At 34.0% G+C, this 18,831-nt stretch carries 17 protein-coding genes and 1 tRNA gene; 3 read left to right on the plus strand and 15 right to left on the minus strand.

Annotated elements, in window-relative coordinates; translation table 11 throughout:
* Window positions 1-40 precede the first annotated feature (40 nt).
* The 7 genes from AsAng_RS25325 to AsAng_RS25355 all read right to left on the minus strand — a co-directional run bounded on the left by AsAng_RS25325 (window position 41) and on the right by AsAng_RS25355 (window position 7,287).
* Window positions 41-286, minus strand: a complete 246-nt coding sequence (locus AsAng_RS25325) for a hypothetical protein (protein WP_264789927.1) — start codon at window positions 284-286, stop codon at window positions 41-43.
* Window positions 287-451: 165 nt separating this feature from the next.
* On the minus strand, window positions 452-1,180 hold the full coding sequence (locus AsAng_RS25330; protein WP_264789928.1) for a DJ-1/PfpI family protein: 729 nt from the start codon (window positions 1,178-1,180) through the stop codon (window positions 452-454).
* Between the two features lie 327 nt (window positions 1,181-1,507).
* A complete protein-coding gene (locus tag AsAng_RS25335) occupies window positions 1,508-2,086 on the minus strand; it encodes an NAD(P)H-dependent oxidoreductase (RefSeq protein ID WP_264789929.1) in 579 nt (192 codons plus the stop codon).
* A gap of 82 nt (window positions 2,087-2,168) precedes the next feature.
* Window positions 2,169-2,744 (minus strand): Crp/Fnr family transcriptional regulator, encoded by a 576-nt coding sequence (locus AsAng_RS25340; RefSeq protein WP_264789930.1) that lies wholly within the window; start codon window positions 2,742-2,744, stop codon window positions 2,169-2,171.
* 694 nt (window positions 2,745-3,438) lie between these two features.
* Complete coding sequence (locus AsAng_RS25345; RefSeq protein ID WP_264789931.1) at window positions 3,439-3,891, minus strand: hypothetical protein; 453 nt, start codon at window positions 3,889-3,891, stop codon at window positions 3,439-3,441.
* A gap of 557 nt (window positions 3,892-4,448) precedes the next feature.
* Window positions 4,449-5,459: an outer membrane protein assembly factor BamB family protein gene (locus AsAng_RS25350; protein WP_264789932.1), complete on the minus strand. Its 1,011-nt coding sequence runs from the start codon at window positions 5,457-5,459 to the stop codon at window positions 4,449-4,451.
* 157 nt (window positions 5,460-5,616) lie between these two features.
* Window positions 5,617-7,287 carry a hypothetical protein gene (locus AsAng_RS25355; RefSeq protein WP_264789933.1) on the minus strand — a complete coding sequence of 557 codons (1,671 nt, stop codon included), beginning with the start codon at window positions 7,285-7,287 and terminating at the stop codon, window positions 5,617-5,619.
* Between the two features lie 933 nt (window positions 7,288-8,220).
* On the opposite strand from AsAng_RS25355, the gene AsAng_RS25360 reads away from it, so the two are divergent.
* Window positions 8,221-9,021, plus strand: coding sequence for a hypothetical protein (locus AsAng_RS25360; RefSeq protein ID WP_264789934.1), 801 nt, complete (start codon window positions 8,221-8,223; stop codon window positions 9,019-9,021).
* A 1-nt stretch (window position 9,022) separates the two neighbouring features.
* Window positions 9,023-10,021 (plus strand): pentapeptide repeat-containing protein, encoded by a 999-nt coding sequence (locus tag AsAng_RS25365; RefSeq protein WP_264789935.1) that lies wholly within the window; start codon window positions 9,023-9,025, stop codon window positions 10,019-10,021.
* 657 nt (window positions 10,022-10,678) lie between these two features.
* On the opposite strand, the gene AsAng_RS25370 is transcribed toward AsAng_RS25365, so the two are convergent.
* Window positions 10,679-10,756 (minus strand) — tRNA-Val (locus tag AsAng_RS25370).
* 244 nt (window positions 10,757-11,000) lie between these two features.
* On the opposite strand from AsAng_RS25370, the gene AsAng_RS25375 reads away from it, so the two are divergent.
* The gene (locus AsAng_RS25375; protein WP_264789936.1) at window positions 11,001-12,278 is read left to right on the plus strand and encodes a DUF4886 domain-containing protein; all 1,278 of its coding nucleotides are present in this window, start codon (window positions 11,001-11,003) and stop codon (window positions 12,276-12,278) included.
* 127 nt (window positions 12,279-12,405) lie between these two features.
* On the opposite strand, the gene AsAng_RS25380 is transcribed toward AsAng_RS25375, so the two are convergent.
* From AsAng_RS25380 to AsAng_RS25410, 7 genes are all read right to left on the minus strand, one after another.
* Window positions 12,406-13,638: a murein hydrolase activator EnvC family protein gene (locus tag AsAng_RS25380; RefSeq protein ID WP_264789937.1), complete on the minus strand. Its 1,233-nt coding sequence runs from the start codon at window positions 13,636-13,638 to the stop codon at window positions 12,406-12,408.
* Entirely contained in the window at window positions 13,638-14,897 is a 1,260-nt protein-coding gene (locus AsAng_RS25385; protein ID WP_264789938.1) for an Nramp family divalent metal transporter, read from the minus strand. The genes AsAng_RS25380 and AsAng_RS25385 overlap by 1 nt, the downstream gene beginning before the upstream one ends.
* 10 nt (window positions 14,898-14,907) lie before the next feature.
* A complete protein-coding gene (locus tag AsAng_RS25390) occupies window positions 14,908-16,104 on the minus strand; it encodes a saccharopine dehydrogenase family protein (protein WP_264789939.1) in 1,197 nt (398 codons plus the stop codon).
* A gap of 131 nt (window positions 16,105-16,235) precedes the next feature.
* Window positions 16,236-16,685 (minus strand): hypothetical protein, encoded by a 450-nt coding sequence (locus AsAng_RS25395; protein ID WP_264789940.1) that lies wholly within the window; start codon window positions 16,683-16,685, stop codon window positions 16,236-16,238.
* Between the two features lie 36 nt (window positions 16,686-16,721).
* Entirely contained in the window at window positions 16,722-17,198 is a 477-nt protein-coding gene (locus AsAng_RS25400; RefSeq protein ID WP_264789941.1) for an SRPBCC family protein, read from the minus strand.
* A gap of 198 nt (window positions 17,199-17,396) precedes the next feature.
* On the minus strand, window positions 17,397-17,702 hold the full coding sequence (locus tag AsAng_RS25405) for a hypothetical protein (protein ID WP_264789942.1): 306 nt from the start codon (window positions 17,700-17,702) through the stop codon (window positions 17,397-17,399).
* Window positions 17,703-17,747: 45 nt separating this feature from the next.
* Complete coding sequence (locus tag AsAng_RS25410; RefSeq protein ID WP_264789943.1) at window positions 17,748-18,770, minus strand: aspartate-semialdehyde dehydrogenase; 1,023 nt, start codon at window positions 18,768-18,770, stop codon at window positions 17,748-17,750.
* Between the last annotated feature and the right edge of the window lie 61 nt (window positions 18,771-18,831).

Consider the following 18,831-nt stretch of genomic DNA (forward strand, 5'->3'; position numbering starts at 1 on the left):
GCGAAAAAACTTTTCCTTGTAGGATTTATTATTTTTTAACTTATGGGTACATTTTTAATTTTCTTGCAATAGAAAGTCCTAAAGGCCCAACACTACTACAAAGTATGATGGAAAAAAAAGTATTAAAATTTAATATGGAACAGATAGTTAATGCTCCTCCTAAAAATACAAGAAGAAAAATACTAGTTAAAAAGTTTTGTAATGGTGTTGCTGACCAAGTAGGAGAAAATTGATCAAGAGCATTTTCGTCTTTGTTTTCAACTATATCTTCGTCTAAGATTGGCATTTTCTTACTTTTTATAAAAAATATAATGTGTTTATAGTTTATAAACTACGTATACAGATGTTTAGTTCCTAGACCAACTGAGTACTATACTTAAGAACAACCCAAACAAGATTTAAACAACACACCATTTTAGCCCTTGTTAAGGGTGGTGTGTTGTGTTCGTTGTTATTTTTTCCAATTTTGGAGTTGGTCGATGTATAAATATTCTTGAATAAACTCCTTATGCTCAGTACTGGTCATTTTTTCTAATAGATTCAGAGCAGAAATATAGCTCGTCAAGTTTCCATTCGATGAACTAAACTTCCCATCCTCGACAAAGGTGACCAAACTGTCATTTTGAACTTTTAAATTGGGGTACTGCTTCTGCAACTGTTTTCCTCCACCAATGTAAGTAACAATTTTATGTCCATCAGCAATTCCTGCTTCACCAATAAGCTGTGCACCAGCACAATTACTTACGATATATGTCGTTTCCTCATTTTTTCTTTTAATAAAATCTACCATTTTTTTATTGTGAACTTGTGCATACATATCGTAGCCACTTGGAACAAATAAAGCGGTTAATTGGGGGCAATTTTCAAAGGTGTAATCAGGAACAAAATGCATCCCTTCTTCGGTTGTGATTGGGCTTAGGGTTTCCGCTATGGTTATTACATTAAAGAGTTGTTCTAAGTTTTTATTGGGTTTTCCAAAAACATCTGAGGTTGCAATAACTTCTCCCTGCAACACACCATTAAAAATAAGAAGCCCTATTGTTGGCAATTCGGATTTGAACGGTTTTAAATGCTTCGAGAGCGTATCGATGTTTGTTTCATTGTCTGTTGCTGGTTTTGGATGGTTAGCGTTACAACTAAATAAAGCAGCAATGATTGTGAGCATTATTAGTGGTTTCATTTTTATATTTATTGTTAGTATTATGCTAATTACTTTTGTTATAAAAACGTAGCGCCCAGCTAGTGGCGAGTTGGCTTTAGATGGTTGCCAATGTTGTGTCTATCGATCGTAATCGTAAATCATTACGGTTCTTTGATAAATCGTGTGAGAAGCACTAACAAAGGGTAAGCTTTCTGCTACTACGTGGTTTAGAAGAAAGTTTATAGGTAGTAAGTCGTAAGTCCTGTATTAGCAGAGACTAAGCATACGACTTACTACCTATAACTTATAACAAAAGTAGTAATCTGGGGTGTTTAATATTCCACACGATATGTCAAAGAACGATCATTACTTTAGATTTCTACCCATTGTCTCAACTTTTTTTATCCATTTGTTACGCCATTCTTGCGTGGAATCTTTCAGAGGACCAATGGAAGTTATTTTGACTGGTTTAATTCCTGTAAAATTTAAAATAGATTTTTTTATCGCATTATGGCTTGGCTTGCCAAACATGAGCCAGTAACTCCACCCAGGTTGGTCTAAGGTGCAAATAACTCTAGCACTTCTTCCACTTAACATCTTATCCCACCAAAGGGAATTTTCTCTCTTTTTGTATGAAAATGGAGCTAAAAATGTTCTATCAAAAAAGCCTTTCATAATTGCAGGAAAACCACCCCACCAAACAGGGTAGACAATAACAATGTGTTCACTCCATATTATTTTTTCTTGAGCGTCAATTAGATCTGGTTCTAATTCCATTCTCTTTCGATAGCCAAACTCAAGATTAGGGTTAAAATTTAATGCCCGAATAATAATTTCCTTAACTTCGGCACCTGATTCCCTTGCGCCCTTTTTATAGGCATCACTGATGCCAAAATTAAAGCTCTCCTTGTCGGGGTGTCCGTTTATGATTAGTATTTTTTTCATCCTATTAATGACTTCTTGCTTACGTTATTTATGATTTTGTTACAAAGAAAGACATAATAGAGGATAATTCATTTGACGCAAATCAAATTCGCTTTTTAGGGCTTCTTATTCTGCTTAATGTCTCTAGTGTAATTCCTAAATAAGAAGCAATGTGCATTAGGGGAACTCTGTTTGTTATATCAGGTCGAATTTTTAATAACTGTCGGTATCTTTCTTCGGCTTTATTGAATAATATGGAGGATATTCTTTCTCGTAGCCCTAACATGGTTTTAGTCACAACTTTACTAATGAGGCGTTCAAAGTCATGGTATTGATTAGAGAGCTTATTAATGGTATCCCTCGAAATTTCAATAACGATTGATTCCTCAACAAATTCAACATAATGAGGGCTTGGTTCTTCGCTAAAAAAGCTAACAATAGAACACATAAACTCATTTTCAAAAGCAAACCAATCTGAAATGTCTTTACCCTTTTTTAGATAATATGCCCTTGAACAGCCTTGTATAATTAGATAAGCCCTATCAGAAAATTGCCCTTCACGAACAACAATCTCGCCCTTTTTGATGGTGCGAACGGTAACGTTGGCAATGAATTCTTGTTGGCATTCAATAGAGAGTGGAGCGTAAATTTCGCCAATTTTATGTAGTGTTTTTTTCATCCTATTTATGGTTTCATTACAAAGAACGGCATAATAAGGCATAGTTCATTTGATATAGATCAAATTCATTTTCTAGGTGAGACTTATTCTTGTTACTTAATCATATAGGATTGTAATACTAATAGGGACATGACTCTAGTCGTGAACCATAAAATTAACTTGGATGCTTTTGTTAACATTAATACTCCGCTGATTAGTTAGTGCGCGTTGCTTATGATCGCTTCACTCATTGTTCCCTGTGGTCATGAGCGCTGCGCTTAGTTATTCCCTACAGTCATGAGATAGTTAACAAAAAATATAAAAAAGCAGTGCCTTCGCTTTTACCTACGGTGCTAGGCATTCCAGTTGGTACACAGTACCAAGCTGCTCGTGCACTATGTTTATGTGGTATAGCTTTAGCTACAAGCATGCCCAGTTAGTACGCTAACGGCAGGGTTCGGTTTACTTTGTTTATGTATTGGTTTGATAATCAGTGTTTTAATATTTTGATTAACAAAAGGCTATTTTGCTGATTATTAATTTGATACGATTTTATAGCTGCGTAATGTAAAATAGGGCCATACTAAAAATAAAGCTGGGGCTGATCGAAGAAAACTAGCTGGAGCGATTTGGCGATCTGGAGGTATGAGCATAAAGAGAAAAGGTACAAGCCCCATTTTAGTAGGGCTTGTACCATATTGTGAGCAGTATTTATTTAAAATGGGATACAATATCCTCCTTTATTAATTCCACATCTAAGTGAAATTGGATATGGTTGATGTGGCAAACAAGCACCTGAGTATCTATAATAACAGTACCTGCTACTAGCATTTTGAGTCGTTTTTTCCAATACTGGAAACGTTTGGTTCAGTGCATACTCCTCAGAAACTTTGAATAGCTGTACAGTTGCTTCTTTATCCTTGGTTCCATAAACAGCATAATAATAAAAGCCTTCATCTGGATTCAAATGAACATCCACTTTATGGATATGATCAAAAAGATCAGTAAAGTTGTTGGTTAAAACTTGTTGTAACTCTTTAGAATTAGAGCTTTCTATGTATTCTTTCTTAAAATTGGAAGGCAACACAATATCAGATGCTGCATCTTTAAATCCAAAAGAGGCAAAGATGGTCATACAGAAAATGCAAAACAAAAATTTAAATTTCATAAAATTTGAGATTTTAAAAGTTAATACCTACTCTTTTGTGGGTTTTCGGCTTCCCCCAATTGCTCACAGCATTAGTGATGTTAAGGGTAAAAGATCTTAACACCCAAGGATTATCTGAAAACGCAAAATATATTATATGATTATGCTAGTTTGATGTCTTCAAATATAGAGGGAAGGCAAATAGGACGCAAACCATATTTACGTTAAAAAATATAGATTCAAATAAAATAAGAGGCTTTAGGTTATTGATTATTAGTGTTTTATTGAAAAAGTTTGATGCTTGTTTTTTATCTAGTTTGATTAGACAAGGAAAAGTTTAGATAGGATGCATGAAAGGGGAAAAGAGGAGGAAAGATAGAATGGAATGGGAGGTAAGTAACTAAGCAGAATTGATTATGCGCTAAATTTACAATCCTTAGTTTTGCTTAGTTACTTAAGTAGTGAATGACTATGGAATCATAGGGATTTAATTGGGAAGTTTAGCCTCCCAAGGGTATTAAAAAATGAGTGTATATCTTTGAGTTCGATTGATTTTTTGTCTTAGAAAAAAACAAAACTTATACTGTTGCTAGTGTATAAACTTGCATTCCTAGTAAACCAGATAGGTATATGTTATCATTGATATGGGTTATATATTCAGGCTCAATATCAGTATCTACCTTGTCTATTAGGCTGCCATTCATCGCATCAATAATAGATATTTGGAGGTCGGCTTCTAGTGTCTCAGCAACAACAAAAACTTGATTTTGGGTTATGGTATAAGAATTTATTGTCATTTTGTCCTTTCCAAATTGCCAACGTAACTTACCAGTAGTTAAATCATAGCAATTCATACCACCACCATCACCCAAAGTGATGTACATTTTATCCTCAAATACCTGAATATTGGAAAAAGTGGATTTTTGTAGCGCTTCATTTTCAAAGGAAAATATTAAATCGTTTGTTTGATTCCATTTCTTTATGCCAAACATTGAAGAATCCTCTAGCGCTTCTACGATCCATGTTTGATCTTCAAAATGGACAACATGAAGAATATTTTTGTCATATACTTTTTCGATACTGTCTTGTCGAACTAAAAATACACCATCACTCCCTCCAAACAATAGATTTTCGTTTTCAAAAAATGGGAACTCTACTGTATTTTCTATTTTTTTGATTTCATTAATAGCACCCGATTGCGGATTAAAAACACAATAATACCTTGTATTATGTTCTGTATGTAACGATACAAAACTTAGCGTTTGTTCTTCCTTATTGTTTATGCCTTTATTGTAAATTCTATGAGGTGTTTTAATAACCTTTAATTCTTCCCCATTTTTATTGAGTAGCCCAAATACTTGATGACCAGTTGAACGATCAATAGCACCATAAACAATACATTCATCAAATACCCAAATAAGATGTGTTCCGACGGGGCTAGCGTATTCAATGGCATATTCCCACAATAATTTTCCTGATGCACTTTCAATAGCAATAATACTACTATCCATCCTAAAATAAACGTTATCCTCATCATAAGCTTTATTAAAGGCAATATCCATCAAATCAATTGTATTCAAAAGTTTCATTTGCTATAATTTTTAGTGTTAAGCTTGATTCTTTGCTGCTTAAAAAAAATGTTTAGAAGTCGATAAGACTATATTATTTAGATTCGTTACTTAGAAAGCATTTTTACAACTTCAATGATAAATAAGGTATTGGAAATACTCCAACACCTTATGTTTTTTAGTTTAATTCAGGAGTTTTTCTAGTGTAGCTGAGCAAGTCGTTTTCAGGAAGATGTTCTATTATATTGATAGATTTATTCTCACAGTTAATGCTTGGAATATTACTAAAAATCCAGAATAAATTCGTCAAGTTTGGAAAGACTTCTTGTTTTATATTAATTTCATAACCATTGTTGTAGGTTGTTCGGTAAAAGTAATACATAAACTCTTGCAAGCGTTCGGCTTCATTGAATGCAGTTGCCGCCTCGTTGCTCAATTCAAAATTGATGAAGTCTAAATTATGGAACATACGATTATGATCCGTAGATTTTAATTTGTACAAAATCTCTGTAAACCAACCTTTGGGTTTTTGGTATTGATTATACCTTGCCAATTCATACTGACGATCTAAATGAATATAAACGGCCCTTCCGTATCCATATTCAGCATCATCCCATTCTTTCCAGAGCAGGTTATTGAGCTCGGCAACTTCCTTGGTTTCTTTTGCTTTATTAATATACTCATTGACGTTCATCGAACCTGCAATAACACTACCGATTAGGTTGACAAAAGTTTTGGTTTCCTCAGCCGTAAGCCCTTTAAGGTTCAATTTATATTTTTCAACATCAAAATATTTTTTGTTGGTAATTAATTTGACTTCTGCTTTACTAGGCGTAGCAGCGGCTATGTCAGCCAAAGTAGCATCAGGATTATTTAAGCGGGTTTTTATCCAAGGCAAGTAACGTTGTTTAACAATTTCTATCAACTCATAATCATCTTCTAATTTTGTCAACGTTTTTTGAATTTTCTTTTCATTACCAGATTCTAAGTCCACAAATATTTTAGCCAATTCAGTAGATCTTGGAATATAAAAAGGAGCCTCTAAAAAAGAACTTATATGATGTGACTCATGTCTGAATATATTTGCCTTATCAAATGTTAGGTTGGCATAAGGAGAAGTAGGAATCATTCCGTAAGGATAATTATCCGTTTTAATGGTAAATTTGGTATTATAAATCATTAACCAAACGGTATCCGTTAAAAAGGGATAAGTAGATTGAGCCAAATCAAGAACGATTGCTGGCGTCCAAGTATCCAAATCATCTTTGTGCTTTTTTTCAAACAAAAAGAATATAAATTCTTTTAGTACCAATGATTGATTGGCGTCCTCAAAGTTGGTGTGATCGAAATATAAGTGATAACATCGTTTAGCTGATCGGATCTTTTGAGCAATTTTAGCAAACCATTTGCCTCCAGATGATAAATCCAATTGTTCTTTCAGGCTATTTTTTACAATTTGATATTGTTCGCCAGAAATTGTTTTTAATTGCTCCCCTGTAGTAATATTTTTAACTTCATTACTGTATGCTTCTAAATCAAAGCAACTAGCGATTATCCCACCAATTAAATCTACAACAGCTTTGGATTGAGTCTCGTCAAAATATTCAAAATTATAAAGATTGCCACCAGATAATAACGTTCTAGTAAATTCGACCTCCTCCTTGCTAGGAGCTGCCGCTTCTATATCAGCCAAAGTTGCATTAGGGTTATTTAATCGTGCTTGGATCAATTTTAAATAACGCTTTTCTGCTTGTTCTTTTAAGGCAGCATCGTTTTCTAATTGTTCAAGTGCAGTTTGAATTTTTTTCTCATTTCGAGACTCTAAGTCACTAAAAATCTTTTTTATCATACCTGTTTCTTGTTATTTGATTATGAATAGGAGGGAAGTTGAAATAAAGAAAGCAATTTTTGACCAGAATAGCAATCCCTATTTTAGCTGCTTTTAATAGGTTCAACTAGATCTTTTGTGATTTAATAGGTTGGTTACTATTGTTTTGTAACGGAAAATATACAGGTGTTTAAAGCGGTGTATATCGAGACACGACAGTAAAAGGAGAAAAGAGGGAAACTATCACACACTTTTACAATCGATACACTTCTTTTTTTATTTTCTGTACGCTTGTAAGTGTTGTGTTTGTCAGTTAATTACAAGGGCTCGTCACAGATTCACACATTTATTTGATTTTTTTGGAAAAGATTTTTAATTGTTTTTGCTTAAAAAAAATTCACGGAGATCGTGAAGTAAAATCAATAATTAAGATTCGATAGGGACAAAAAAATAACGGATGTAGTCCGTTTATTATCAAGACTTTGCATCCGTTTTTTTGTGGTCGGAACGATTGGATTCTACTCTTAATCCTTTTTGTAGCTGAATCCCAGTTTAATACATATATTTTTAGGCAACCTCTGTCTATTTTGGCTTTTGTAGGAGAGTTTACTTGTAAATGAACTCATTATTTTATATAGATTTTATGGTAAGAGTGATATAATATTTTTAAGATTCAAAAGATTCATCATTTAGTATTACATAAATAACTATATTGTAAATCAAAAGAACAAGGTTCAAAATATATATGGCAAAAGCCTTATTCTTTAAACAGAGGCACTATTAATCAAGACGATGATCTATTTAATGTTTTTCATGATAGTCAGATCCTTGAAAGATATTAAATAAGCATAAATAATATTCTTTAACTTTAATAGATACTAATAGTGTAAATTAAAATCATAGATATTTCATCACTTGAAGTTTATAATGAAATAGTAAAAAATACATATTAATATGCAAAACTCACATATTTTAGTAGATGAGATTATAACAAAAAAGAAAGAGTTACTTGACCTCCCTGATAAAATAGCTCTATATAAAATGAGAGTTCAACTTTTAGAAAAAGATAAACTCTCATTTGGGACTAGGTTATCTCCAGAAGAACAGAAGCAAAAAGCAGAGCTTTTAGAACTAATTAAAACACTTGATTTAATGGAAACTCGTCTTTCAAAGCAAAAAATACAAGCAACAAATCTTATTAATCAGCATAATGGATCTCTTAACAACGGTGAAATTGAAAAATTAAAAGAGGTCCATGAGGGGCTAACTAAAATAGGTCATGATTTAGAATTTGCACTAAAAAAAGGATTTTCTAAAATAAATGGTTTTTATAATAATGTGTTAAAAAATCCTGATCAAAATTCTATATTAGATTCTATATCCCGAAGATACACTGAATTAGAAAAACTATACACATTCCATTTTAGATTATTGAATGATTCAATGGATGTTTCACAAAGAGAAAATGTAGTTAACAGGTTATTGGAGCTTTCAAAGGAGATGTCTAAGTTAGATAATGAAATATTGGCACTAAGAGATAGAGATCAGGTTTTTATTAAAAAACAATTTTCCAATGGGAGATATATAGTTTCAACAATGTTTGCTGCTGTGGTTTTAACTGTAGGTTTATTCTTAACATTAAGTCATAATTCTAATGAACCCAATATAGGAAGTGTACTAGTGGGATATGGATTAATAGGCTTGGGCATTAACTTAAGGATGGAAAATACTAATGATTCTAAAAATGATAATTAAGATGACAAATAATCAAATTTTAAAATGGGGAATAAGCTTGTTTGTTATCTCTTTATTAACAATTATAACATTTGTTTGTTCTTATAATAATATTGAAGGATTTTCTAAGATTTTACCTTTTGCTTTTTTAGGGATGTCTCTTAGAATAATTGGAGAGATAATTGGATTATCAAGAGATAGAAAGACTATAAGTAATAGTATGTCTTTTAGTGAGTTTATATTTTCAATTTGGATTATTATAGGTATAGCAACTGTAATAATTTTTTCATCAATTAACGCCCCCTTTTCTTCTAAAGTATTAGGTCATCCTGAATTTAGTAATATAGATTGGAGCGGAAAAAAGCTAAATCAGACTAGTTTAAAATCTGCAAGGCTAGATAATGCATTATTAGTTAATGTACTATTGGACTCAAGTGATTTAAGCTATTCCTTTTTTTCTAATACTAATTTGAGTTTTTCTAATTTAAGACATTCTAACTTAAGTTATATTACTTGGGATTCTATAAATCTTATTTTTTCGAAAATGCAAGGTGCAAATTTGTATGGTGCAAATTTAAACTTTTCGGAAATGTATGGTGCAAATTTAGACAATGCAAATTTAAAAAATGCAAATTTAAGCTTTTCAAGAATGCAAGGTACAAATTTGTATTATGCAAATTTAAGCTTTTCGAAAATGCAAGGTACAAATTTGAATGGTGCAAATTTAAGCTTTTCGAGAATGCAAAGTGCAGATTTAGAAAATGCAGATTTGCATGATGCAGATTTACGAGGTGCAAATTTACGAGGTGCAAATTTAAAGGGAGCTCACTTGAGTAGAATAAAAGTTAATAATACAAATTTCATCAAACAATTAGAACAATGGGACTGCAAAGGTATACAAGAAATAAAAGACAAATACTACGTAGATTTACAAATACACTATTTTGAATGGGATAAAGAAAAAAAACACCCATACTACCTAATAAAAGAAAAACTAACCAAGTCACAAAACAAAGAATAAAAACCAAAAACAAACCACAAAAACACCAACTACCGCAAAAAACAAAATTCCTAGAGAAAAAACCACTTTATTTTTCCAACACTCCAACAAGGAACAAAAAGCCCCCTCACGAATACAGGAGATAGCTCTATAAGTATCTAATAATGAATAAATAATATAAAACTATAACTAAACACACTATCAAAAACACTGTTGGAGTCCATTTTTAAGTGTTGGAAAGAGCATTGTTTTCTCCTACAACAATTTTTTTATTCTTTTGATTTTAACTCTAAGGCGAGTTTGAGTGCTTTGATTAACTTTATGGTTTAATTTTTAATTAAAAATGTACTGCGTGAGAACTAACAACAGGAATGCAATAAAAATTCTATAGATGTAAAAGAAGGAGGGGGTGTGGGGGATTCGTCACACGGCACACAAGCGACATAGATAAAGTAAGCCACTTTTGTGTCTTTTTGTTGCTTGATAATCAATTGAATAAGTGAAAGTATCACAGATTCACACATTTGTTTGATTTTTTTGGAAAAGATTTTTAATTGTTTTTGCTTTAAAAAAAATTCACGGAGATCGTGAAGCAAAATCAATAATTAAGATTAGATAGGGACAAAAAAATAACGGATGTAGTCCGTTTATTATCAAGACTTTGCACCCGTTTTTTTGTGGTCGGAACGATTGGATTCGAACCAACGACCCCTACCCTGTCAAGGTAATGCTCTAAACCAACTGAGCTACGTTCCGTATTTCTGTGGAGCACAATATAACAACTATTTTTTCTTCAACAAAATTCTATGAAACTGCTTTTAATAAAAAAGCAAATAATAAGGCAATGCGTTATAAAAAAATGAAGCATACAACGTAAAAAGGGCATATTTAGATTCAAGTAGAATCATTCAAAGTCATAAAAAAAATTTTAAGTAAAAGGTTACCCTTTCCTTACAAAATCCATACTACTGACATTTCAAAAACTTAAAAATAGGCGACTATGATGAACAAAATTACGTTTACCTTTCTTTTTCTAGTTTACAGTTGTGCTTTTTTATTTGGACAAGAAACCAAACGAGCATTTTTTATAGGAAATAGTTATACCTATTACAACACCTTACCAGCTCTGATTAATAGTTTAGCGAACGCCAATGGAGATACCTTAATTCATGCGTCTAGCACTCCTGGTGGTGCCCAACTCATTCAGCATATTAACAATACAAATACGCTAAATGGAATTCGTCAAGGGAATTGGGATTATGTTGTGATACAAGAGCAGAGTCAAAAACCTTCTTTTTCTCCGAGTCAGGTTGCGGTAGAAGTGTTGCCTTATGCAGCACAATTAGACGACAGCATCAATTTTTACAACCCCTGTGCAGAAACAGTTTTTTTTATGACTTGGGGCAGAAAGAATGGAGATCAGAGCAATTGTCAATTTTATCCTCCAATATGTACCTATGATGGCATGCAAAATCGTTTAAGAAGTAGCTATTTGTTGATGGCAGATCAGAATGAGGGAATCTGTTCGCCAGTAGGAGCAGCTTGGAAAGTAGCACGAGATAGTTTCCCCGGAATAGAGCTTTATGCCCCAGATGGTAGCCATCCTTCTTATGCTGGATCTTATTTAGCGGCTTGTACTTTTTATGCGACCATTTTTCAAAAAAGTCCTGTGGGATTGGCTTTTTATGGAAGCTTAACAGCAGGAGATGCACAAATTTTGCAAAATATTGCTGCTTCGGTAGTCTTGGATAGTTTACCCAGTTGGAATATAGGTGATTATGATGTTGTGGCAAGTTTTGATACCACGATTCATTTAGATAGCGTACAATTTTATAACAATAGCACTTATTCTAATAATTATTATTGGAACTTTGGCGATTCATCAGCTGCTTCTATGGCTGCCAATCCATCCCATATATATGATAGTGCAGGAACTTATCTCGTCACTTTGATTGCTTCGGACAGTTGTGGAAATAGAGATACGACGATGCAAAGCGTTGTTATTAATATTATTACAAATGTGAAAAAAATAAAAGAAAATAAAAAAAATATTTTTTTATACCCAAATCCTGCAAGTGACTGTGTTACTGTAGCTTCGCTAAAAAAGATAGAATCGATTCGAATTGTAAATTCATTTGGAGGGGAAGTTTTTTATCAAAAAAATATGAAAAGCAAAAAAAATGTTTTATATTTGAAAACATACGCTAGAGGGGTTTATTATGTGTATATTAAACTCCAAAATAGCAAATGGATTTTGAAAAAACTTGTATTACAATAGGGGTTCATTTAGGGTAGAATGTGGGCAATGGGGAGCCTACCGCTTCTACCCATTTTTTTTGCCCCAAATAGAAAAAAAACTCGTTTCAAGTATCAATTGAAACGAGTTTTTTTTTGAAAGTAGCCTTTTATCTTTTTATCCAATTGGCTGGATTCTCTTTGGATTTATTATGCCAAACCTCAAAATGCAAAACATGTCCTCCTGCATTGGTATCACGCCCAATTGTTCCAATTTGTCCTCCTGTTTTTAAGCGTTGCCCCTTTTTTACATAAACCTTAGCAATATTAGAGTAGGTCGTGTAATAATTGCCATGTTTAACCATAACAGCATTATTAAAACCAGGAATTGTAAAAATACTAACAACTTCTCCTTTATAGACATTTCGGACAACAGAGTTGTATTGCCCCTTGATGTCAATTCCATTGTTATTAACAATCACATCTTGAAATAAAGGGTGATTTCGCCTCCCATAATACCCTACAATAACGCCATGATAAATAGGAGACATTAGTTGTCCTCGTTGTTGGGCAAATTGCCTACTGGCTTCATCTTCTAAAAGGATAGAGGGAGCGGGCTGTTGCTGTCGCCTAGGTTTCTTGGTTTGTTGTTGTTGGTATTTTCGAGCGGCTTCTTTGGCGGAGGCAATTTGCTCTAATATTGCTCTTTCTATTTTTTTGTTAAGTTGTATTTTATAACGTTTCTTTCGTTTTAAATCAGAGCGAAGACGTGCTTCTTTTTTCTTGAGTTGCTCAATTAGTTGCGCTTTGTTCTTCTTTTCATCTGCCAATAATTGTTTTTGTTCAATTTCTTGTTGGAGCAAAAGGTCTTGTTCTGATTTTTGTTGTTCAAGCTGGTTGATGCGCTGTGTTAAATCTTTTTGGGTTTGTTGAATGAATTTAGCTTGCATATTTCTGTATCCCTCAAGATGCTGAATGTAAATCCAACGTTGATAGGCTTGATTAAAACTATTGGAAGACAACAAAAACGAGATGACATTACGACTAATTTTGTAACGATATAGCTGGCGAATTAATTTTTTATAATTAGATCGAAGGACAACTAAGTCGCTCTCCAGCACTTCTACAACCGTCATTTTACGATCAATCATGGTATCTATTTGGTCAACATGATGCATGGCAACTTCTATTGATTCTTCTCTTGAATCAATTTGCTGTTTGAGAAGGTTCAATTTTTGAAAGGTTGCTTTTTTGTTATTCGTTGTTTTGCGAATAAGCAGATTGGTTTTATTGATCTCGTGATTGATCGAACGCCTTTTTTTCTCTAAATCAGAACGAGATTGAGCTAGGCATGTTGTACAACCAATAAGTATAAGTAAAAATGTAAAGGTGTAGTGTTTCATTATAATAGACTCCAAATATAGATGCCGCAAAATACAAATAAATATACAATTCCTAAACCACTTAAGGCTTTAATAATCATTGAGGGTTGTTGTTCTTTAGGCAAGTAGCGAGTTACTAGAATATAATTGACAATAGCGAAAAAAGGGGTGGTTAGGAAAGATAGAATGGTTGCAACCATTAAGAAGGATGCCATATTGGTCAAAAATAAGTTGAGTATAACCAATGATCCAATGACTAAGGTGCCCAGCCAACCAAAATAATAAACTCTTGATGAATCTGCTTGTGTGTTTGTTGAATGAGTTGCAGTGTTTTTTTTCATCAATAGAACATGGGCTTTTGCCATAGAGCGAGGTAGAGCATCTAGGCAAGTTACTGTCGTACTAAACATGGTTATAAAGGCTGCTAAACCAATAAAAAGCCCCATGCTATTACCAAGTGTAGTGGTATACAATTCAATCAACTGTTTAGCAAAAACGGCTCCTTTGGGGGAAAACGCTGTTCCTGAGTTGTACATAACTAAGGCACCTAAAGCAACAAAAAATAGGGCTAAGATGGTTGTTCCTATGTAGCCAACGTTAAAATCAAAGAGCGATTTTTTGAGATTAAAGTCATCCTGCGTTTGTTTTTGTTTTTCTAGTGCCCAAAGCGAATGCCATACCGATAGATCTAGTGGGGCAGGCATCCAACCCATGAAGGCAATTACGAAGGTTAAACCTATTCCTTCCATCGGAAATTCTTGTGCCCAACGAATTGGGCTAGTGGTTTGCTTGAACGCAATAATTACAGTGATAAACGTAATAAGTGTTAATGTAATAATAATAAATTTCATTAAGTTATCTAGCAATTTGTAACGCCCAATGGTCAATATTCCAGCACATACAAGAAGTAAAATTGCTGCCCAAAACATTAGGCTGATTCCATTGCCAAACAAATGAACGGCTAGGCTAGCTGTTACAATGGTTACCGCTGCTTGTATTGTAAACATAGTGCAGAGGGTGATGATGCTAAATAAGCCCAATACCCAATTGCCTAAGCGTTGATAGCCTCTTAACAAACTTTCTCCTGTTGCCGCTGCATAGCGTGGCCCGAATTCAAAAAATGGATATTTAAAAATATTGGCCATAAAGACCAACCATATTAATCCAAATCCATAAATGGCGCCTGCTTTTGTGGAATAGACCAAATGGGAAACGCCTACTGCTGCACCAGCAAACAATAAGCCTGGACCTAATGATTGAAGTATATTTTTTTTTGTCATAGTTTTAGTGTCAAATAGTTTCACAACTTATCTGTAAATCGGCTGCAATCAATCGTTCAAATAGAATACTGCCCAAAGCAATGGTTGGCGTTAAAAAGCCAGTATAGTTGGGAAGTTGTTTATGGTCTAGGGACAAAGCTAATGCGCATTCGCAAATAAAACAAGTTGTGGCCTTATTTCCAGCATCTCCTTGGTAGTTCATGGTCATAATGGCTCGATTTCCTTTGTTGTCATTACCAATGATTCGCAGCTTAAAAAATCCATTTTCTATTGCTTCCTGATTCGGTCCTTCTCCTGATTGAGGGCCTAGTTTTTGAGCGGCTTTTCGGAACCAGTTAAATTGCCCTAAAACTCCAAATGAAAGCATTCCAACTGAGGCTAGGAGAGCGGGAATCCGCTTACCAATAGCATGGTATTCTTGATAGACAAATTCTTTGGGATGTGGCAATTCATACTCCGCAGCTAGACCAATACTCCTATAGACTACTTTGGTGTTAATATCTGCCATAAAAAATGGATAAACCCAGCCTTGTATATCTTCTGCATAATGGTTTTTCCAGACTCGTTTTGTTGGGGGGATAAAATTGTGGTATTTTAAATCTTGAATTAGCAATTGAGGATTTGCTAAACGTTTGGTTTCTTTTTGTTGAAGCATATTTAGGGCAGAAAGCAGGGTGCCACCATTAAGCCCTACTTGGGCTAGGGTATAATAACCATCTGCTTTTACCAACTCTGATTGCCAGCTTTCTCGCATGTATTTTTGTAAAAACCATACCCCTAAATCGGCAGGAATACTATCGAATCCGCAAAATGGGATAATTTTAGCGCCTGTTTTTTGGGCGAGAGAGCCATATTGATCCAACATATCACGTACCCAAGGAGATTCACCTGTAATGTCTACATAATGAACGCCATACTTTGCGCAGTTGGCTACAATGTTGTTTCCATATAGGGCATAAGGACCTACTGTTGTTAAAAAAACTTGTGTCTGTTGGACTAAAATATCAATCTCTTCATTATTTAAGGCATCGGCAACAAGAGCATCAGCAAATAAATTTAATTCTTGTTTTAGTGCTAATAATTTTTCTTCATTTCTTCCTGCAATAGCCCAACGAACAGAGATGGGGGCATGTTCTTGAAAATAGGCTACTGCTTGTCTACCTGTAAAACCTGTTGCGCCATAAAGTATAATGTCATATCTTACCATAAATTTGTATTTCTAGTGAGCTCGTTGTCTAATATAGCAAAACTCTTTAAACTGTAAAGCTTAAAGAGTTAGATTATTAGCTGTGATAATAGAAACTTTTGGGCAGGACATAGAGGGGGAATCAATGCTTATTACATCATATCGTCCAATATGTCTTCTTGAAAAATAGAGCGTTCATTATTGTTAGAGGAAGGTAAAGTCGGTGCTTTTTGATATAGCAGCCAGGTTAGGCGATAATACCAAGTTGCGATTAATGCAGGAATGATAATCAATAAGGGTAAAAATAGAAAATCTACTCCTCCTTCTATTAGCATTTCTAAGCTAGGAAAAAAAACAAATAGAGACAGAAGGTAAGCTATCGCAGCCATAAAATAGCGTTTGTGTTGAACATTTGCATATTGTACGCTATGAAATGCACCACTCATTAATTGTGCTAAACCAAGAAGGAATTGAAATAATAGGGCTAAAATAAAAAATCCATTTTCTACAAAATAGAGCAGATAGCAGATTATCATGGGCAAATAGCCCAGACTTTGTATCACTAAATCTATTTGGTAAGTCTTTTTGGGAGCTTGTTTCATAACTGTTCTTGTTTCGTGAGGAGAAATAGGAGGGATTTATAATGCTTTGCGAAGCAACCGAACCCATAGATTCCAGCTTGTTTTTTTGGGCGTTTCCAAAAACTGGTTTTCTACCTTGTCAAAAGCGTCTTCAATTAGAGCATCATGAAGCCAGCGGATTCCTATGGACCAAGTTAATATGCCAATTCCTGTTACCTTCATATCTAGGCTGTGTTGTATGATGGTCTGATTAGGAGCTAATTCAATCAACTCAAATTTATGGGTGCCCTTAAATGCTTTGGGAGCTATAAATTTAAATTCAACGAGTTGATTAGGGAGATACGTTTGTACACGGTAGTGAATTGGACCATGCCCCCCTGTAGAATCTACGTTTAAGCCATTGTTTAATTTCATTCTAGGCCATTGCTCAGTGGGCCAAATTTGGTCATTAGGGCTTGCTAGAGTTTTTAGTAAGGCAGCAATTGGAGCAATAGGTTGTTGGATAATCCTTTTGTGAATATTGAGAACCTTCATGTTTTATCGTTTAAAATAATAGAATATGTATTCTATAGTGTTAAACTTGTTTTAATTTATAAAAGTTTCAGAAAATATTGAAAGTTTAAAAAGTTATACAAAATTGTTCACAACAGGGCATAAAAAAGCACTATTGATATTTTATGAAAACCAATAGTGGAGCTAGAAGTAAAGTATTTAGAGTTTGTCCATCAAATTTTAAAACAACTGATTAATATCAGCTAAAATTTGATTTTTAGCTTTTTTAAATAATGCTTTAAACTCGTCGATATCATCATTTTCTATTTCCTCTTTAGCCCATTCAACTTCTTTGGTAAGTGTGTTTAGGACGTCTGTAATCACAATATCAATTGCTTGTTTTAAACGGACAGGAATTTCTTTTTTTTGATACTGACTAAGACAGTAGATAGCATTATTAGCTAATGCCTCCAAAAACTGAATATCAGCTTTGAAGGCACTTAAATCGAGTATTTCGTTACGAATTTGTTCTAGTTCAGGTGTCATTTTATTCAATTAAAGGGGCGAAGAATAAAACTTACACTAATAAAATTAATCAACTAACGCAGTTTTTATTTCATTAGTTAACCAGCCTTTTTGCAATAAATATTCTGCTATTTGAATAGCATTGGTCGCAGCACCTTTCCGAAGATTGTCAGCAACAACCCACATATTAAGTGTTTTTTCATTCGATTCATCTCTACGGATTCTACCCACAAAAACATCATCCTTATGATGAGCATTTAGAGGCATTGGATATGTATTGTTAGTAGGATCATCTAAGACAATAATACCTTCCGTATCTTCTAATATAGTTTTTAATTCTGTAATTTCAAAATCTTTAAGAAAGCTAACATTAACGCTTTCTGAATGCCCTCCTTGTACAGGAACACGAACAGCCGTTGCAGTAATTCTTAAATTGTTGTTTTCTAATATTTTACGAGTTTCGTGAACTAGCTTTAGCTCTTCTCGAGTATACCCATTGTCGAAAAAAACATCGCAGTGAGGCAAGCAATTTTGAAAAATAGGGTGTGGGTAAGCTGGATTTGTGGCATGACCAGTTTCCATTTCTTCCTTGTATTGTTGTACCGCCTGCACTCCCGTACCCGTCATCGATTGATAGGTAGAAATGACTAATCGATCCACTCCATAAGCATCGTGTAGAGGTTTCAAAGCAACTACCAATTGGATGGTCGAACAGTTTGGGTTGGCAATGATTTTATCGCTTTCTTTTAAGCAGTGAAGATTTACCTCAGGTACAATCAGTGGTTTGTCCTCGTCCATTCTAAAGGCAGAAGAATTGTCAACCACCGTGGTGCCAACAGCTGCAAACAAAGGTGCAAATTGTTTGGCAATACTACCTCCTGCCGAAAAAATTGCCAAATTAGGTGCTTGTTCTATCGCATCCTTAATACTAATTACCTTATGTTGCTTGCCTTTAAATGTGATTTCTTGCCCTACCGAACGCTCAGAAGCGACAGGTAAGAATTCAGTAATAGGGAAGTTGCGTTCTTCCAATACTTTGCACATAACTTGGCCCACCATCCCAGTGACGCCAACAACAGCTACTTTCATGATTAAAGTTTTTAAAAAAAGTGGTAATAAATATGTTTTACAATTTTAGTTAGAAAGAGTA

The organism is Aureispira anguillae, from assembly GCF_026000115.1.
Lineage (GTDB): Bacteria > Bacteroidota > Bacteroidia > Chitinophagales > Saprospiraceae > Aureispira > Aureispira anguillae.